General features: G+C 49.5%; 16 protein-coding genes. 11 read left to right on the forward strand and 5 right to left on the reverse strand.

Annotated elements, in window-relative coordinates; all coding sequences use genetic code 11:
- The first annotated feature begins 6 nt into the window (after window positions 1–6).
- Window positions 7–1,317: an amino-acid N-acetyltransferase gene (gene argA / locus C6Y40_RS20225; RefSeq protein ID WP_105936208.1), complete on the forward strand. Its 1,311-nt coding sequence runs from the start codon at window positions 7–9 to the stop codon at window positions 1,315–1,317.
- A gap of 123 nt (window positions 1,318–1,440) precedes the next feature.
- Entirely contained in the window at window positions 1,441–2,301 is an 861-nt protein-coding gene (locus C6Y40_RS20230; protein WP_105936209.1) for an alpha/beta hydrolase family protein, read from the forward strand.
- A 328-nt stretch (window positions 2,302–2,629) separates the two neighbouring features.
- On the opposite strand, the gene C6Y40_RS20235 is transcribed toward C6Y40_RS20230, so the two are convergent.
- Both C6Y40_RS20235 and C6Y40_RS20240 read right to left on the reverse strand, forming a co-directional pair.
- The gene (locus C6Y40_RS20235; RefSeq protein ID WP_105936210.1) at window positions 2,630–4,321 is read right to left on the reverse strand and encodes an NAD-dependent malic enzyme; all 1,692 of its coding nucleotides are present in this window, start codon (window positions 4,319–4,321) and stop codon (window positions 2,630–2,632) included.
- Window positions 4,322–4,365: 44 nt separating this feature from the next.
- Window positions 4,366–7,017: a penicillin-binding protein 1A gene (locus C6Y40_RS20240; protein ID WP_105936211.1), complete on the reverse strand. Its 2,652-nt coding sequence runs from the start codon at window positions 7,015–7,017 to the stop codon at window positions 4,366–4,368.
- Window positions 7,018–7,156: 139 nt separating this feature from the next.
- Between C6Y40_RS20240 and pilM the strand changes: the two genes are divergently transcribed.
- The 9 genes from pilM (at window position 7,157) to C6Y40_RS20285 (ending at window position 16,129) form a co-directional block, all read left to right on the forward strand.
- Window positions 7,157–8,227, forward strand: coding sequence for a type IV pilus biogenesis protein PilM (gene pilM, locus C6Y40_RS20245; RefSeq protein ID WP_105936212.1), 1,071 nt, complete (start codon window positions 7,157–7,159; stop codon window positions 8,225–8,227).
- Window positions 8,215–8,796 carry a PilN domain-containing protein gene (locus tag C6Y40_RS20250; protein ID WP_105936213.1) on the forward strand — a complete coding sequence of 194 codons (582 nt, stop codon included), beginning with the start codon at window positions 8,215–8,217 and terminating at the stop codon, window positions 8,794–8,796. The genes pilM and C6Y40_RS20250 overlap by 13 nt, the downstream gene beginning before the upstream one ends.
- Entirely contained in the window at window positions 8,793–9,401 is a 609-nt protein-coding gene (locus C6Y40_RS20255) for a type IV pilus inner membrane component PilO (RefSeq protein WP_105936214.1), read from the forward strand. Before C6Y40_RS20250 ends, C6Y40_RS20255 begins: the two co-directional genes overlap by 4 nt.
- Window positions 9,401–9,925, forward strand: coding sequence for a pilus assembly protein PilP (locus C6Y40_RS20260; RefSeq protein ID WP_105936215.1), 525 nt, complete (start codon window positions 9,401–9,403; stop codon window positions 9,923–9,925). Before C6Y40_RS20255 ends, C6Y40_RS20260 begins: the two co-directional genes overlap by 1 nt.
- A 15-nt stretch (window positions 9,926–9,940) precedes the next feature.
- Window positions 9,941–11,716 carry a type IV pilus secretin PilQ gene (locus C6Y40_RS20265; protein WP_105936216.1) on the forward strand — a complete coding sequence of 592 codons (1,776 nt, stop codon included), beginning with the start codon at window positions 9,941–9,943 and terminating at the stop codon, window positions 11,714–11,716.
- A 290-nt stretch (window positions 11,717–12,006) separates the two neighbouring features.
- A complete protein-coding gene (aroK, locus tag C6Y40_RS20270; protein WP_105936217.1) occupies window positions 12,007–12,522 on the forward strand; it encodes a shikimate kinase AroK in 516 nt (171 codons plus the stop codon).
- A gap of 20 nt (window positions 12,523–12,542) precedes the next feature.
- Window positions 12,543–13,610, forward strand: coding sequence for a 3-dehydroquinate synthase (aroB, locus tag C6Y40_RS20275; RefSeq protein ID WP_105936218.1), 1,068 nt, complete (start codon window positions 12,543–12,545; stop codon window positions 13,608–13,610).
- 38 nt (window positions 13,611–13,648) lie between these two features.
- Window positions 13,649–15,085, forward strand: coding sequence for an SPOR domain-containing protein (locus C6Y40_RS20280; protein WP_105936219.1), 1,437 nt, complete (start codon window positions 13,649–13,651; stop codon window positions 15,083–15,085).
- A gap of 186 nt (window positions 15,086–15,271) precedes the next feature.
- Window positions 15,272–16,129: a Dam family site-specific DNA-(adenine-N6)-methyltransferase gene (locus C6Y40_RS20285; RefSeq protein WP_105936220.1), complete on the forward strand. Its 858-nt coding sequence runs from the start codon at window positions 15,272–15,274 to the stop codon at window positions 16,127–16,129.
- A 22-nt stretch (window positions 16,130–16,151) separates the two neighbouring features.
- Here C6Y40_RS20285 and C6Y40_RS20290 read toward each other — a convergent pair whose 3' ends face one another.
- From C6Y40_RS20290 to C6Y40_RS20300, 3 genes are all read right to left on the reverse strand, one after another.
- A complete protein-coding gene (locus C6Y40_RS20290; protein WP_105936221.1) occupies window positions 16,152–16,343 on the reverse strand; it encodes a DUF2970 domain-containing protein in 192 nt (63 codons plus the stop codon).
- A gap of 21 nt (window positions 16,344–16,364) precedes the next feature.
- Entirely contained in the window at window positions 16,365–16,622 is a 258-nt protein-coding gene (locus tag C6Y40_RS20295) for a hypothetical protein (RefSeq protein ID WP_105936222.1), read from the reverse strand.
- A 154-nt stretch (window positions 16,623–16,776) separates the two neighbouring features.
- The gene (locus C6Y40_RS20300) at window positions 16,777–17,520 is read right to left on the reverse strand and encodes a TorF family putative porin (protein ID WP_105936223.1); all 744 of its coding nucleotides are present in this window, start codon (window positions 17,518–17,520) and stop codon (window positions 16,777–16,779) included.
- Window positions 17,521–17,860 lie beyond the last annotated feature (340 nt).

The raw sequence follows: 17,860 nt of genomic DNA on the forward strand, positions 1-17,860 counted from the left end.
CTGCAAATGGTGCTATCGCATCACGAAAGTATTGGATTATTCAGAAGCTCGGCGCCTTACATCAATGCACACCGGGGTAAAACCTTTGTGCTGATGTTTGGCGGCGAGGCCATTGAAGACGATAACTTTCCCAATATTATTCAGGACATCGCACTGCTGAGCAGTCTGGGTGTACGCCTGGTGCTGGTGCACGGTGCCCGCCCGCAAATTGATCAACGGGTGGCCCTGCGTAAAACCGAGGCGCGCTTTAGTCACGATGTGCGAATTACCGATAAAGAAACCCTGGAATGCGTAAAAGACGCAGCGGGCTCGGTGCGCTGCCATATTGAAGCGCTGCTGACCATGGGCTTGCCTAACTCACCTATGCACGGTGCTCATATTCGTGTGTGTACGGGTAATCTGGTGGTAGCCAAACCAATGGGCGTGCTCGACGGCGTCGACTTTGAGAACACCGGTCAGGTGCGTCGTATCGACACCACCGGTATTAACGACCACCTTAATGATGGCTCCATCGTGCTACTGTCGCCAATGGGCTACTCCTCTACCGGTGAAGTGTTTAACCTGTCTCACGAAGATGTGGCAACCCAGGCCGCCATTGCGCTTGAAGCCGATAAACTGGTGGTATTCTCTAACTATTCAGGCATTTTCCGTAAAGACGGTAAGCTTATTCGCACCATTGAGCGAAACCTGCTTGAACAATTACACCGCGACGATGAACTGATGACCGAAGCCACGGTTATTCGCGCACTGACTACCAGCGTGGCAGCGGGCATTCCTCGCGCTCACTGTGTCAGTTATGAAACCGATGGTGCCCTGCTGCAGGAATTATTTACCCGTGACGGTGCCGGTTCACTGGTAATGGAAAACCACTACGAGCAGCTTCGGGAAGCCACCATCGACGACGTGGGCGGCATCCTCAATCTCATCAAACCGCTGGAAGAAAGTGGTGTATTGGTGAAACGTTCCCGGGAGCGGCTGGAGAATGAAATTCACCAGTTTATAGTGATAGAACGGGATGGCATGATCATCGCCTGTGCCGCACTTTACCTTTACCCTGATGACGGCTCAGCCGAGCTTGCCTGTGTAGCAACCCACTCCGATTATCGGGGTAAGAACCGTGGCGAGCGGATCCTCGATGAAGTGCGTGAACGCGCCATTGCCGCCGGTATTCAGCGCCTCTTCGTGTTAACCACTGTTACCGGTCACTGGTTTCTGGATCAGGGTTTCAAAGCAGCAGATGTTGATGCGCTGCCAGCTCAAAAGAAAGAGCTGTATAACTTTCAGCGTAAATCAAAAGTCTACACCCTCGATTTATAGCTATAGCCTGCGCTGTAGCCGGGTTCCCCGGTTGCAGTAGCAGTATTCCGGAAAATCCCCCTCTTTCATATTGTTAAGAGTTCGTTATAATTGGCTCAAACTGGTTAGACCAGAAGGTCATTTATGCTTTCTCCCCACGCTGTCGCCATTGAGTGTACAGACGATATTGCTTTATCCGGCTTACTCTACAAGCCTTTAAATACGCCTGTTGCGGCGGTAATGATTGCGCCGGCTACGGGCATCAAACAAGGATTCTATACCCGCTTTGCCACCTTTCTGGCCGAACAGGGCATTGCCGTGCTGACCTTTGATAACCGCGGCATCGGAGACTCACCCAAAACCCGCAAAGTGATGCGCGAAACCCGCTTACAGGACTGGGGCCAGAAAGACATGCCGGCAGCACTGGCTTTTTTACAACAACACTATCCCGACCAGCCACTGCACCTGATTGGCCACAGTGCCGGCGGCCAGTTGGCAGGACTAATGCCCAACGCCACCGAGCTGACCAGTATTATTACCTACGGCAGCTCATCCGGTTGTTTACGTAACTTTACCGGTGCCTATAAGTACCAGGCACAATTTTATATGAACGTGTTTATTCCACTGACCAATGCGTTGTTTGGCCGTACTCAGTCCCACTGGATGGGTATGGGCGAACCTCTGCCGAAGGGAGTGGGTGCTCAGTGGCGGCGCTGGTGTAACGGCCAGGGGTATGCCAAAACTGAGTTTGGCAGCCATATTCAGCAGCATTATTATGATCAGCTTACCCAGCCGGCATTATGGATACGCGCGGTCGACGACCAAATCTCTCCACAGATCAATGTGGAAGATATCCTTACCGTTTATGAAAATCTGAAGGTTACACGCAAGATAATCGAACCTGCCCAGCATGGTCTCGGGCATCTTGGTCACATGCGTTTTTTCTCGAAACACGGACTGCCGTTTTGGCCGGAGATTCTGAATTGGATCGTTAAACACTCCTGATCCCAATCCGCTAAAAGCTTGCAAAAAAAAAGAGGGGGCACTCCATCGCCCCCTGAGGATCAAAAGAAGGGAACAACAAGCGCTTCCTCCATCCGGATTGACGCCGTTGTGACACATCTGAAAAGCAATGTGCAATGCATGCCCTAGTGAAGCAAATGCATTACACTTTAGTATAATCAAGAGCCGTGCCAAATAAACTTTATCTATATTTTACAGATAGTTAATCAAATACAGCAGAAAAACAGGCGGATAAAGGGTGGGTAAATGTTGCAAATCGATAACAGTTTTTACCGACTGCGCAGCTGCGCAGCCGGTAATCGGGCCAGAATCAGATACTGACCCGCTTGTAGGGACGGTATTCCGCGCGCCAGTAGTTTTTCTCAATGCTGGCTAGCAGGTTGTCGTCAGTTTGCTCCAGTGCCAGTCCTTGCTGCATTGCCACCTTGGCAACATCAAAGGCAATCTGGCGACTCAGGGCCGAGATCTTACGCAGTGGTGGCAACAACTCCCCCTCACCGGTATTGGCCAGCGGTGAGGCATTGGCCAACGCGTTACTGGCGGCCATCAGCATTTCGTCACTGATTAAGCGTGCCTTTGAGGCAATCACGCCCAGGCCGATCCCCGGGAAGATATAACTGTTATTACACTGGGCAACCGGGTAAACATTGCCTTCGTATTCCACAGGCTTGAAGGGGCTGCCGGTAGCAATAACCACTTCCCCGTCGGTCCATTCGATCACCTGCTCCGGACGAGCCTCAACCTGGCGGGACGGATTGCTGAGCGGGAATATGATAGGCAGTTCTGTATGCCTTTTCATGGCGCGTACCACATGCTCGGTAAATAAGCCGGGCTGACCGGACACACCAATCAGCACATCGGGCTGCGCGCAGTTAACCACATCCAGCAATACCGGATATTCACCGCTGAATGACCACTCAGCAATTTCTTCCTGGGTATGTTGCAGGCGTTGCTGGAAGTCCCGCAGGCCCTCCTGCCCCTCCATAACCAGTCCGTAACGGTCGACCATAAATATTTGCTTACGCGCCTCTGTATCGCTGAGGCCTTCAGAAACCATTTGCTGGATCAGCATTTCGGCAATACCGCAGCCGGCAGAGCCTGCGCCCACAAACACAACCTTCAGATCCGAGAGCTTCGCTTGTTTCATGCGGCATGCCGCCAGAATGGTACCTAGAGTGACTGCCGCAGTGCCCTGGATATCATCATTAAAGCAGCACACCTCGTTGCGATAACGGTTTAACAGTGGCATTGCGTTGGGCTGAGCGAAGTCTTCAAACTGAATCAGCGCTTCCGGCCAGCGTCGGTTAACAGCCCGAATAAACAAATCGAGGAATTCATCGTACTCCGCCTGGCTTATACGAGGGTGACGCGCGCCCATATACATTGGGTCATTAAGCAGTTTTTCGTTATTGGTTCCCACATCCAGCATCACCGGTAAGGTGTAGGCGGGAGAAATACCACCACAAGCGGTGTAAAGGGAAAGCTTACCGATAGGGATCCCCATCCCGCCAATGCCCTGATCACCAAGGCCGAGGATACGCTCTCCGTCAGTTACCACAATGACTTTGACCTTACGTTTAGTCGCATTACGGACAATGTCATCAATCTGGTCGCGCTCTTCCCAGGAAATAAACAGGCCTCGTGAACTGCGATAGATATCGGAGAATTGTTCACAGGCGTCGCCCACGGTAGGGGTATAAATAATCGGCATCATTTCTTCAATGTGCGACTGGATCAGGCGGTAAAACAGGGTTTCGTTGTTATCCTGAATGGCGCGTAAATAAATATGCTTATTCAGGGGCTCATCAAAGGAGTTATATTGCAGATAAGCCCGTTCCACCTGTTCTTCGATGGTTTCGTAGCGCGGGGGTAACAGACCGGTAAGGTTAAAACGGGCCCTCTCTTTAGCGCTGAACGCACTGCCTTTATTAAGTAGGGGGGTTTCCAGCAAAGACGGGCCGGCATGCGGTATATACAAATATCGCTTATCGTCATCAGACATTATTAGTAACCAGTTTCTTATTTTGTTGTTTTTAAGTATAGACGTTAGAAGATTTCCTCTACGTCAGGCGTTGAGTCTTCCTGCTCAGCCGGATCCATGACTTCGTCATCTAAGACATACATGGTCGGCTCAGTGCCCCTCAGGAAATACTCGAATAGTGTGGTATGGTCTGTGCGCCGGGTCAACTTCCCACTGGTACGATCAATCCGTACCCGCACAATATCATCTGGTACCGACATGGCTTCTTCCGGCTCGTCCTCGAGCGCCACCTGCATAAAGCGAATCCACGCTGGTTGTGCCGCCATGGCACCGCTCTCGGTGCCCACCATAGCGTTACCCATCCAGCCAAACCGATCCGGATCGCGCTTGGCCAGCGGATTATTATAAGCCGCGCGACCCAGCTGCCTGGTCATGTCATCAAAACCAACCCAGGCAGTTGCCACCAGGTTACGGCTAAAGCCACTGAACCAGGCATCCCGGGAGTCGTTGGTGGTACCGGTTTTACCTGCCAGGTCGGTGCGCTGCAGAATATTTCTCGCCCGCCAGCCAGTCCCCTGCCAGTAGGTCTTTTTATTCCAGCTACCATTGGCTCTTACAGCGGTGCGCATCATATCGGCAACCAAAAAGGCATTTTGTGGCGTAATCACCCGGGGGGCTGCCAACACTTCATCACTATCGGTCTGAACCGGCAGCGACTGGTTTAACTCGGCGGCCAGCAGCGCTTCGATATCCGCTTCCTCACTGACCGGTTGCTGTTGCGGAGAATTGGTCTCATCACAGTCGCTGCAGGCAACCACCGGATTGGTTTGCCACAGTACTTCACCCGTCTCGTTCAGTACCCGGTCGATAAAGTAAGGTTCAATCAGAAAGCCGCCGTTGGCAATGGTGGCCATACCACGTACTATTTCCAATGGCGTATGGGAGCTTGAGCCCAGCGACACGGTTTCATCGCGGTGAATATCGGCCTTATCGAGACCAAAGCGGGTGAGGTGTTCAATGGTATTATCCAGCCCTACGCCACGCAGTAAGCGCACTGATACGACGTTTTTCGATTTACCCAGAGCCACCCGCATACGGATAGGACCGTCATATTCTGCCGGCGAGTTTTGCGGACGCCAGGCCACACCCGTTGCTTCATCCCATTCATTGATTGGCGCATCGTTGATAATACTGGCCACGGTGTAGCCGTTGTCGAGTGCCGCAGAATAAACGAACGGCTTAATGTTTGAGCCCACCTGACGCTTAGCCTGTGTAGCCCGGTTGAACTGACTTTGGTAAAAACTGTAGCCGCCTACAATAGCCTGTACCGCGCCGTCATAAGGGTCTAACGCCACAAAGGCACCACTGACCTCTGGCAACTGCGCCAGACGCCACTGATTATCCTGTTCCCTGATATAGACAATGTCGCCCGCACTAACAATATCAGAAGCCTGAGACGGAGGCTGCCCTTGTCTGCTATCACTTAAAAACGGCCGGGCCCAGTCCATCCCTTCCCATTCAATCACCCGTTCGATGCCGGTAACGTCTCGGGTGGTAAAAGATTGTTCGTCAACACTGATAACAGCCACCGGAAATACAAAGCCAAAAGCGCCGGCGTTATCCAGTTGGTTGATAAGGGTTTCTTCGGTTACTTCACAGAGCCAGTCAGGGTAGAGCGGCTCACTATCACATTCCGTCGATGTTTCTTCCTGGTTTGGTTCTGCGTTGCTCTGCTCCTGTGGCCATAAACGTGCCACAGCGCCTCGAAAACCGTGACGTTCATCGTAATCGTGTAGATTCTGTTTCACCGCATTTTGCGCGGCTTGCTGTAATTCAGACGAAACCGTCGCGTAAACCTGATAACCGCCGGTTTCAGCTTCTTCCTTGCCGTACAGCGTCACCATTTCTGAGTAAATCAGATCGGCCAGATAAGGCGCGTCCAGTTCGATTTCGGCACCGTGTTTTTCGGCTGTCACCGGTGCGCTGGCTGCTTCATCAAATTGCTGTCGGGTAATATACCCTTCATCCAGCATTCGTAGTAACACGATTCGACGACGCTCCACGGAGCGTTGAGGACGACTAACCGGGTTTAATACCGAAGGTGCCTGGGGCAGACCTGCCAGGGTGGCAATTTGCGCCAGCGTCAGTTCATCAAGCCGCTTACCGTAATACACCTGTGCGGCAGCACCAAAACCAAAGGACCGATGACCCAACTCAACCTTGTTTAAATACAATTCGAAAATTTCGTCTTTGCTGAGCTCAGTTTCCATGTGCAGAGCAATAAAGACTTCCTTAATTTTACGAATATAGGTTTTTTCCCGGGTTAAGAAGAAGCCCCGGGCCAGCTGTTGCGTGAGAGTACTCGCGCCCTGACTTTTCTCACCGGTCAGGACAAGGTTAATGAAAGCCCGGGTGATGCCGATAGGATCAATACCAAAGTGTTCGTAAAAACGATTGTCCTCGGTGGCCAAAATCGCTTTTTGCAGCAGATCCGGGGCCTGGTCAAGGGTTACCGGTATACGCCGCTTTACACCGTACTGGGAGATGAGCTTGCCGTCATGTGTATAAATACGCATAGGCGTTTGCAGCCGCACATCCTTGAGGATTGCAACGCTGGGCAGGTCCGGCTTGATATAAAAATATATACCCGTGAGTGCAATACCGCCGAGCAGTGCACCGATAAATCCGAGTAATAAGAAGGTTTTGATGTACTTCACAATAAGAATAAACAGGGCTTTTTTGCCAGAATGACTTATATTTTATACCTAAGTGTATTTATTAGAACCATTAAATGGAAAAATTTTAAGTAACATCTTATGTTAGAAATTGATCGCAAGTAAATGAGACTCAGTTGATATGCTAAAATCGCTGTTCAAAAAAAAGCAACCGCCCATTGTCGGACTCGACATTGGCACCCGTTGCATCAAGGCAGTTGTGCTGGAAGGCGCCGAAGGCGACTACATGCTAACCGCGTTTGCCTGCGAGCCAATTATTAAAGAGGCATTCAGAGAGCGAGAGATCACCGACTTCGACGCTGTGAGTGTGGCGCTGCGAAAAGTTCGCCTGGCACTTAAGAATAAAATTAAACCAGTAGCCATCGCCGTAGCCGGCACATCCGTCATCAGTAAAATTGTACATATGGAGCCTGATCAAACCGACTATGAGCTGGAAGGCCAGATAGAAGTCGAGGCCGACAGCCTGATCCCCTACCCGCTGGAAGAAGTGTACCTGGACTTCGAGGAAGTGGGTATAAGTGAAACTCATTCTGGCAAAGTGGACGTGTTGCTTACCGCCGCCCACCGTGATGTAGTCGATAACCGCTCCACACTGGCACGTGAACATAGCTTCGACCCGAAAGTAGTGGACGTCGAAACCTACGCTATGGGAAATGCGGTGGATTACTTTTATCCCCATAACGAAGAAGCCCAGCGCATTTGTTGCATTAATATTGGGGCATCACTGTTGCAAGTTTGTATTTGGGACAATGGCAAGACTGTGTATACCAAAGAGCACACTTTCGGCGTTGATTCGCTGCTTCAGGATTTGTCTTTGGTACATATGCTGGACCGCAAAGATACTGAAGAGCAGTTAATCAACAATACACTGCCGAGCAACTGGATTAGCGATACCCTGCCTATTTTTGCGGCAAATCTGCAGCAGCAGATTAATCGTGCCTTACAAATGTACATGAGCACCATGCAGGCTGAGCGCCCGGAAAAAATCGTCCTGACCGGCGCAGGCGCGGTTATACCGGCGCTGGTAGATACCTTACAGCAGGATCTCGGTATTGAGGTGGAAGTCTTCAATCCATTTACCAATATCAAAATTAGCGACAAGCTAAATACTGAGCAGGTCAAGCAGGTTGGCCCATTACTGGCTATTGCTGCAGGCCTGGCCAGCCGGGGGATGTCAAGATGGCACATGTAAACCTCCTGCCCTGGCGCGAACAACGCCGCCAGCAGCAGAAACAACAGTACATTGTGGTGCTGGCGTTTGTGGCCATTATGACCGGTTTGCTGTTCTGGTTTATTGGCCAGATTATCGATACCCAGATCAGTAATCAAAACTCGCGCAATCAGTATCTGCAAACCCAGATCACCGCCCTGGAAAGTCAGATTGCAGAAATTAAACGCATTAAAGAAAGTAAATCGGCCATCGAGCAACGCATGGCCCTGATTGAACAACTGCAAAGTAGCCGAAACCTGGCCCCTCAGGTGCTCGATGAGCTTGCTCGGATAGTGCCCCAGGGCGTCAGCTTTACATCGCTGCAGCGCACCGGCTCCAGTATTCAGGTACGCGGCACCAGCGAGTCGAATAACCGCCTGGCTGAATTTATGCGCCAATTGGAAACATCAAAAGTGTTCACTTCCGGCGAACTGTCATCCATCGTGGCAGACACCAGCGCCACTGATGCGGTTAGCGAATTTACCCTGACCTTTTCGATTAGCGAACAGGTTGCCATGGAAAAAGAACAGCAAGAAAGAGGTGGCAAATGAAGCAGTTTGACTTTGCCAAATTAAAAGAGATTAACGACCTCGACTTTGAACAAATTGCCATTTGGCCGTTTGAGGTAAAGACCGTTGTTGCTTTATTCATTGTGATTGTGGTGTCTGGTATCAGCTATTTCGGTATTGTTAGCCCTAAACTTCCCTCGCTCGATCAGGCTGAGGCCAAGGAAGCCGAGTTAAAAATGCAGTTTCAGGCCAAATACCGTCTGGCCGCTAACCTCTCGGCCTACAAGGAACAACTGACGCAAATTGAAGAGGATTTTTCCTCTATGTTGAAGTCGCTGCCCACCCGCAACGAAACGCCCGGGCTGTTAGATGACATCACCTACGTAGGAACCAGCGCCGGCCTGACTTTCCGGCTGTTAAACTGGGAAAAAGAAATCCCTAAAGAATTTTACACGGAGTTACCCATTCGTATTGAGGTATCCGGTAGCTACCACAATTTTGGTGAATTCGTGTCTAAAGTCGCAGACTTACCGCGCATAGTGACCATGCACGATTTTGAAGTGCATACTGATCAGGGTGGTTTACGCTTCAGTCTGTTAGCCAAAACTTACCGCGCCGCCAACACTGAGAACAAGGAGAGCAAGTAATGTCGCAATTTGCTCGCCTCCTGGGGATCGCAATGGTAGCCTTAACCGCAACAGGTTGTGCGCCGCATATTGACGATCTGGTGGCCTATACCAATGACGTCAAACAGAACACTAAACCCAGCATCGAACCTTACCCGGAATTTGAGCAAAAACCGGTGTTCGTCTATGACGCACAAGGATTTCGCAGTCCGTTTGTCCGCCCGAAAGCCAGCCGGGCGCCTGTGGTTGCACAGGTAAAAGCGAATTGTTCACAACCTGATGCCAACCGAACCCGTGAGCCTCTGGAAGCCTATGGCATCGATGCGCTGTCACTCACCGGTAGTTTCCGCTCCAATGGTGACACCTGGGTATTATTTAAAACCAATGATGGTGGGCTTTACCAGGCTAAAAAAGGCAGTCGACTGGGTTTGTTTTTCGGACAGATCATCAGCATAGGCAAGGACGAAGTGACTATTGAAGAGCTTGTTCCTGACGGCACTGGCTGCTGGCAGAAGAAAGAAACTACGCTAACGATGAAGTCGTGAGCAGGAGATTATTAGATGTCTAAGCGATATATCTTTAACGAAAGACTAAATCGGCAAACCAAACGCCGCTACTGGGTAGCGGGCGCCGTGGTCACGTTTTTACTGTTTAATGCAGTTGCCGCTGAGCTCCGCGCTCAGGAATCTCCGCAATTGATTAACCCGAATGCCGAAGCTGAGAAAGTCTTTAAGTCGACCCTGAAAGACATCGACTTTACCCGTGGCGCTAATGGTCTGGCAGTTACCACGCTGACCATGAATAACCGGGACGTGGAACCTCAAGTGATAGAAGCGAATGGTAAGTTAGTACTTACTTTACCCGCAACTGAGCTCGCAGAAGATCAATTAATCGAACTGGATGTAACGGCGTTTGGCACGCAGGTAACTACTATCGAGACCTTTCAGGAGAAAGACTCATCGCGCATTGAATTTAATTACACCGGTAACGTAATCACTAACACTGAGCAGGACGGTAAAACTCTGACGGTGACGGTCAGTCCCATGAGCCAGGAGCAAATGGCCAAACTGGAAAAGAGCCAGTATGAAGGTGAGCCAATTTCCCTCGACTTCCAGGACGTTCCGGTTCGTCAGGTATTGCAGATTATCGCCAAAGTGAATGGATTTAACCTGGTAACCACCGATACCGTTACCGGTAATGTATCGATTAGCCTGACCGGTGTGCCCTGGGATCAGGCGCTGGATATGATTCTAAAAATTAAGGGGTTAGATAAACGTCAGGAAGGTAACATTTTACTGATCGCCCCCAGCGAAGAGCTTTCTCAGCGTGAGACCCAAAAACTGCAGTCAGACCAGCAGGTTGCACAACTGGCACCACTTGCTTCAGCCAGCATTACGGTTAACTACGCGAAAGCCGCTGAATTATCGCAGATTCTGAAAGCCGAAGAAGGCGCCGGTGGTATTCTGACCGACCGTGGCACCGTTACGGTAGACAGTCGCACCAATACTATTCTGGTTCGTGACACCCAGGCCTCTATCGATGAAGCCCGCCGGGTCATCGAGTCTCTGGATATTCCGGTGAAACAGGTATTAATCGAATCACGCATGGTAACCGTGCGTGATAATGTGGACGAGCAGTTGGGCGTGCGCTGGGGTTTCTCTGACCGTCAGGACGACAACGGCGTGTCAGGTTCACTCTCCGGAGCAGAAACTATAGCGGGCGGCAACGTACCGGCTTTAGGTGATCGCCTTAATGTTAACCTGCCGGTGGCCAGTGCCGCAGGCAGTATCGGTTTTCAGATTGCCAGCCTGGCTGATGGCACCATTTTAGATCTTGAATTATCGGCCCTGGAGTCAGAAAACAAAGGTGAAATCATTGCCAGCCCGCGTATTACCGTGGCTAACCAACAGGAAGCCTACATTGAACAAGGTACAGAAATACCTTATTCACAAGCTACTTCCAGTGGTGCCACCTCCGTAGAGTTTAAAAAGGCCGTGTTAAGCCTCAAGGTAACGCCGCATATTACCCCGGATAACCGTATCATTCTGGATTTGATTGTGACCCAGGATACCCGTGGTGAAACCGTGCAAACCGCTACTGGTGATGCCGTGGCCATCGATACTCAGGAAATTAAAACCCAGGTATTGGTAGAAAACGGTGAAACCATAGTCCTTGGTGGTATCTTTCAACAGGTTAACAGCAATGATGTGAGTAAAGTACCACTGTTTGGCGATCTGCCGGTAGTTGGCGCATTATTCCGCAATAGCTCAACCGTGTACCAAAAACGTGAACTGCTGATTTTCGTAACGCCCAAAATCGTTACCGAAGCACTGTAGTTTTTTATGCCTCTGGCAGGAAATCTCGGCCTGAGGCAATAATTTTCGTCTTTTCTCCCCTCAATCCGGTTCTTAATCCTTTGGCTAAGCTTCATTTTTGGCGCTTTCGCCCTAATCCCTGCAACAAAACTTGCATAGCGGTCTGAGAAACTGAGATAATCCCGCTCTCGAAATTTTTACGAGGTTTTGTGTATGTGCTTATTAGCGACAAAATAAGCACGTGTGAACGGGTGGTTGAGGAAAACAGAACATTCTGCCCTTAACATAGATAAGTTGTGAAATAAGCAAATATGGCTGAAAAACGTAATATCTTTTTGGTTGGTCCAATGGGAGCAGGTAAAAGTACCATTGGTCGTCACTTAGCAGATGAGTTACACCTCGAGTTCTTCGATTCCGATCAGGAGATTGAACGTCGTTCTGGCGCAGACATTACCTGGATCTTTGATCTCGAAGGTGAAGATGGATTCCGCAAACGCGAAGAAAATGTCATTAATGATTTAACTGACAAACAAGGTATTGTGCTGGCCACTGGCGGCGGTTCTATTATGACCAAAGCAGTGCGTAACCGCCTGTCAGCGCGTGGTATTGTAGTGTATCTGCAAACCACCATCGACAAACAGGTTGCCCGTACCCAGCGCGACAAGCGTCGCCCCTTGTTACAAAAGGATGATCCGGAAAAGGTATTAAGAGAACTCGCTGAACTGCGTAACCCACTGTACGAAGAAGTGGCCGATTACGTGGTAGAAACCGACGATCAGTCAGCGCGAGCCGTTGCTAACCAAATTATAAGCAAGATTGGGTTATAACATTTAAAGGAGCTACAGGCGTGTCAACCTTAACCGTAGAACTTGACGAGCGTAGCTACCCTATTCAGATTGAAGCCGGACTGTTATCACAGCCCGGCTTTTTTGTGCCCTACATCAAAGGGCAACGTGCTGTTATCGTCACCAACGAAACTGTAGCACCCCTTTATCTGGAACGGGTACTGGCGGCATGCGGAGACAAGCAAACCGACGTCATCACTTTACCGGATGGCGAACAATATAAAACTCTTGAGCAGTTTGAAGTAGTAATGACCCGCCTGCTGGAAATGAACGCAGCCCGGGATATTACTCTGATAGCCCTGGGCGGCGGAGTTATCGGCGACCTTTGCGGCTTTGTCGCAGCCACTTATCAACGGGGCGTGCCTTTTATTCAGGTACCTACTACCTTGTTGTCACAAGTGGATTCATCGGTAGGCGGTAAAACTGCGGTCAATCATCCCCTCGGCAAAAATATGATTGGGGCATTTTATCAGCCTGTGCTGGTAGCTATTGATATCACCACGCTTAACACCCTGCCAGAACGTGAATTCGCCGCTGGCATGGCAGAAGTCATTAAGTACGGCATTATTTATGACGCGGCGTTTTTTGACTGGCTGGAAAGCAATCAGCAAGATCTGAAATCACTCGAGCCCGAGGCACTTGGCAAGGCGATTTTCCGTTGCTGTCAGATCAAGGCAGAGATTGTTGCTCAGGATGAACGTGAAGGCGGTATTCGAGCGCTACTAAACCTGGGGCATACCTTCGGCCACGCTATCGAAGCCGAACAGGGTTATGGCAACTGGCTGCATGGCGAAGCGGTAGCGGCTGGTATCATCCTTGCTTGTAAAACGGCAGAACACCTTGATTGGTTAACACCGTCAGAAACCCGTCGTATTGAAGCGCTCCAGCAGCAATTTAAGCTGCCGGTTGCCGGCCCCAACAGTATGTCTGTGGCTGACTACATGCGCCATATGGCACGCGACAAGAAAGTCGAGGCAGGCCAGATCCGTTTTGTTATCCCCCAGGGCATTGGCAAAGCGGTGGTAACCAAAGACGTTACCCAGCCTATTCTGGACGCGGTATTAAGTTAATCGGGTAATATAACTGGCCGTTTAATGAGGAAACTACCGTGGCATCTGAGCTGCACAGCAGGCTTGAATATTTAGTCAACTACTCGTCTCAGCTGATTTTTGTCAGCGGAGACAGTATTGCCGAGCAGCAACGCACACTGGAATCCTTCGTTTTTCAGCAGTCCGATAACACCGAACTGGCGTTTATTACCGCTGAACCGGATATGCAGGTCACCGATTACCGTGGCACCCTGTGCAAACAACTCCTGGGCCAGGTTGTGGGCAGTTATATCCGGCCGTTAAATGAATTACTCGCCGGTCTTAATCATCATGATGGACCGGTACTCATCACCATCACTCAGGCGCAACACATTCCCAACAGCTTTCTGCAGGAATTGTGGGATTTGGTTTTACAAAGTCGGTTTGCCAATAATAAACAGCACCTCAATGTGTTGCTATTTGGTGAAAGTGACTGGGCCGAACAAGCCAAAGAGTGGCTGCCGGCGAAGAACACCAACACGCCCCTGTTAATTAGCAGCCAGTCAGTATCTACTCAGCAATACAGTAGTGATGTGGATAAATTACTGGCTGAGCGCCGCGCCGCTTTTGAACGTTACCGTCAGGAACGCGGCGAAGCAGGCGCTCCCCCGCTCACCGATAACCGTTTACGTTCACCCTGGCTGTGGATTGGCGTTACGCTGGTGTTTTTATCCTGCTTTGTTGCGATTATGGGCTGGCAATACGGCGCTACCATGACCACCCTGTTTGATCCGCTTGATAGCAACGAACCGAACACCGCGCAGAACATAACCGATGAGCCAGAAGCGCTTATCAAGCCAACCCGAACACTGAGCATTGTAAAGCAGGATAATACCGACACCAGCGACCAGCAGCCAGTAACAGAATCTGCTCCGCCAGCCGCACAATCGCGCGTTATAGCCAGTTTTAATGATGCAATTAAAGCGATTCCGGCCCCTGCCAACAATCAGGTTACTAACGATAAATCCAATACCGAGGAACCGCTCGCGGCTACCGATGTAACAGAGCCTTCTTCAGCAGAAACCGCCACCGTACCAAACGCTCAGCCACAACAAGTGACTGCATCAGCTGAAACAGAAACGTCCTCAGAGCTTGCTGCGGAAGCCAGCGACCGGGCTGAGCCGCAGGAAGACGCTCTGAATACCGAGGCTGTGCCGTTAGCCAATGAACAACTGGCCAACAGCGATGCCGATCAGTACTGGATTCAGATTGCCGGCATGAAAGACCTGGAGCTGGCCCGGGATTTCTTAACGGATCATCAGCTAACCAACCAGGTCACTATTTACAAAACCTATCGCTACGGTGGTGACTGGTATGTCATTCTGTGGTCGACGCCCGCTGCCTCTTTGCCAGCCGCTCAGCAGCAACTGCAGGCTTTACCGCAATTTCCTGGCAGCGACAAAGCATTCGTTAAAGCCGGAAACCAGGTAAAAGCAGAAATAGCCAGTCTGCCCTAATAATTATCGATTTCTGGCTATTGTCGGTTGTCGAGATCCGCGCTGACAGATACAATCAATGATTCGTTAAAGTTGAATGCCACCCAAGAGTAACCTTTCCGGGTGCGGGATGCTGGGCTTTGTGGCAGTTGTTCACAATATCCCCAATAATAAAAATCATAGCGTCAGTGAGTAGTTACCAACATAATGGCCGTCAGTAAAAACCGGGCTTTCCTCAAATGGGCAGGAGGCAAATACAGTCTGGTTGAACAAATCAATGCACACCTGCCAGAGGGGAAGAAGCTCATCGAGCCTTTCGTTGGCGCAGGGTCGGTGTTTCTCAACTCTGACTTTCAGCACTATGTGCTTAATGATATTAATCCGGACCTGATTAATCTCTACAATCTGCTAAAAGCGCAACCTGATCCACTCATCAATGATCTGAAAGATTTTTTCTCGCCGCACCATAACAACGAAAAAATCTATTATGGCCTGCGTGAAGAATTCAACCAGACCAGCGACCAGTATTACCGTGCTCTGTTGTTTGTGTATCTGAATCGACACGGCTACAACGGCCTCTGCCGCTACAGTCTGAAAGGCCGCTTTAATGTGCCATTTGGCCGCTACAAGCGCCCCTATTTCCCGGAACGCGAGATGTTCGTGTTCGCAGAAAAGGCACAAAAAGCCAGATTCACATGTTTACCTTTTGAAAAAGTGTTTCAGCATGCCCGCAGAGGTAGCGTGATCTATTGCGACCCGCCTTACGCGCCAATCAGTAAAACCGCTTTGTTTACCAGCTACGCGGCCAAGCAGTTCAGCTTATCCTGTCAGCATAAACTGGCCACTCTGGCTCAGCGCGCCGCGTTTAAACGAAACATTCCGGTGCTGATTTCAAATCATGATTTGCCGATGACGCGGCAGATGTACTACGGCGCTCAAATCACTACATTAAATGTGAAACGCTCAATCAGTCAGAAAGGAAGTGCTCGCAAGCCGGTAAGTGAGTTACTTGCGTTATTTAAGCACAAGCCTGTGTACCCAATCACCGCAGTAGACGACGAATAGTTACCACAGCTATAAAACTGATTCAGGGGGTAAGCCAGTTCACCAGGCCAATCAACCCGAGTACCAGCAATACAACGAAGATAATTCCCACCACAATATAAGGGACAATAGTTGTTTGTGAAAAATCCTGCTGGTATTTTTGCTGACTCTGAACACCAAAGGCACTGGCCAGTACGCTTTGTACGACTCTCAGAAAACCCGGTTTATTTGCCACAACGCTTAAACCAGCGAGCGACTACTCGCTGTCTTTGCCTTTGTGACGTGACAGTAATTCGAGAAGATCGAGAAAATGAAAACGGTAGGATGTAGAGCGACCTGTCAACCAACTGACCCAGCTGACTTGCTCAGCTTCATCGAGCACGTTTGCCACTCGGTTTTCCAGACGATCTGCCTCTGGCGATCCTACGCTCAGGTTAAAACTGCCCACGGTTAAAGCCAGAGCAAACACTGCTCCTGCGACCCGCCCGGTTAAGCTTTTCTTTAGCTTTGTCATACTGAAAACCATTCCAGAATAAAATCCATTGGTGTAATTATAATCAGTCTGTTACATCTGGCAATGAAAATTTCAACCAAAAGTGCAAAGGCCACACTAATCTGTGGCCTTTGCGTGCACAAAACATAAACACTGTAAAAGTGTTAAAGGTCTCTTACAGTTCGAAATCTACTGAGTAAGAAACAGTGTATTTGATTGAATCGTTATCAGTCGCATCGGCACCAGAATCATCCAAATCAGTAGTGCTGATCATGAATGCAAAACCGTCTTTAGCGATAGACACATTGAAGTCTCGATAGTCCCCAGGTACGCCGTTAAATGACTCACTAAAATCACCTTGATGTGAACCAACGTGTAGTCCAATTTCAGTGCCACTCTCCAGTGCAAAGCCATAATCTAATGAAATGTATGTCGTCGACCCAAAGTCGAAGTCCAACTCACCAATTACCATGCTATCTTCATCGTAAAGCTTTTCGTCTGCTTCTGTATTAGCCAATACATATAATGAAACGCTAAAACCACCATATCCGATAGTTCCATAAATCTCACCAAAATCGTATTCCGCGACATCATCATAGTTATAATACAGGTAACCGACGTCGTAGCTGATGTCACCAGCTTCGCCAGCATAGCCAAAGTAAACATCATGTTCGTAAGAGTAAACATCATCCGCAGCGTACTGTACGTTAGATGCCCAAGTACCCGCGTAGAAGCCGCTGTCGCTAGCGTAGTCAATACCACCAGATACTGCGGGCTCGTTAGTAGTCTGAGTCAGACCACGCCAGATGTAGTTATTAGCTACGCTTACGTTCGCAGACAGGCTGTCAGCCAGTACAGCTTGTGATGAAAGGCAAGAGCCAACAACGGCTAAAGTTACCAGTGTTTTATTAAATTTCATGTGTGTTCTCCGTATAAATCACGCATAAGTGTTTTTATTTAAATCACTTTTCTGTCTGTATTTTTATTTTTGTGATGTCGGTATACGCAAAACTAGTGCCCAATGTGTCGACACTTGCCAAAGGGTTACATCAACTTAATAAATTGCTGTTTTAAATGCATTTTTATTCACAACTTTTACAGCATAAAAATCTTTGAAAGCGCTTTCGCACAGTCAATTAGCAATAACCTGCACCAAAAAGAAGCAAAATCACCGTTAAGGTGCGAGATAAAACCTTTTGCCAGTTACGATAATCCGTTAAAATATCGTTCAATAAATACGCTGGCCAAGTGTTTGTTTT

The organism is Marisediminitalea alba, from assembly GCF_002993365.1.
Classification (GTDB): Bacteria; Pseudomonadota; Gammaproteobacteria; order Enterobacterales; family Alteromonadaceae; genus Alteromonas; species Alteromonas alba.

Excerpts from the sequence above, each read along its gene's own strand:
- argA (WP_105936208.1), top strand. The coding sequence starts at position 7 with ATGGTGCTATCGCATCACGAAAGTATTGGATTATTCAGAAGCTCGGCG.
- C6Y40_RS20230 (WP_105936209.1), top strand. The coding sequence starts at position 1,441 with ATGCTTTCTCCCCACGCTGTCGCCATTGAGTGTACAGACGATATTGCT.
- C6Y40_RS20235 (WP_105936210.1), bottom strand. The coding sequence starts at position 4,321 with ATGTCTGATGACGATAAGCGATATTTGTATATACCGCATGCCGGCCCG.
- pilM (WP_105936212.1), top strand. The coding sequence starts at position 7,157 with ATGCTAAAATCGCTGTTCAAAAAAAAGCAACCGCCCATTGTCGGACTC.
- C6Y40_RS20250 (WP_105936213.1), top strand. The coding sequence starts at position 8,215 with ATGGCACATGTAAACCTCCTGCCCTGGCGCGAACAACGCCGCCAGCAG.
- C6Y40_RS20255 (WP_105936214.1), top strand. The coding sequence starts at position 8,793 with ATGAAGCAGTTTGACTTTGCCAAATTAAAAGAGATTAACGACCTCGAC.
- C6Y40_RS20260 (WP_105936215.1), top strand. The coding sequence starts at position 9,401 with ATGTCGCAATTTGCTCGCCTCCTGGGGATCGCAATGGTAGCCTTAACC.
- C6Y40_RS20265 (WP_105936216.1), top strand. The coding sequence starts at position 9,941 with ATGTCTAAGCGATATATCTTTAACGAAAGACTAAATCGGCAAACCAAA.
- aroK (WP_105936217.1), top strand. The coding sequence starts at position 12,007 with ATGGCTGAAAAACGTAATATCTTTTTGGTTGGTCCAATGGGAGCAGGT.
- C6Y40_RS20285 (WP_105936220.1), top strand. The coding sequence starts at position 15,272 with ATGGCCGTCAGTAAAAACCGGGCTTTCCTCAAATGGGCAGGAGGCAAA.
- C6Y40_RS20295 (WP_105936222.1), bottom strand. The coding sequence starts at position 16,622 with ATGACAAAGCTAAAGAAAAGCTTAACCGGGCGGGTCGCAGGAGCAGTG.
- C6Y40_RS20300 (WP_105936223.1), bottom strand. The coding sequence starts at position 17,520 with ATGAAATTTAATAAAACACTGGTAACTTTAGCCGTTGTTGGCTCTTGC.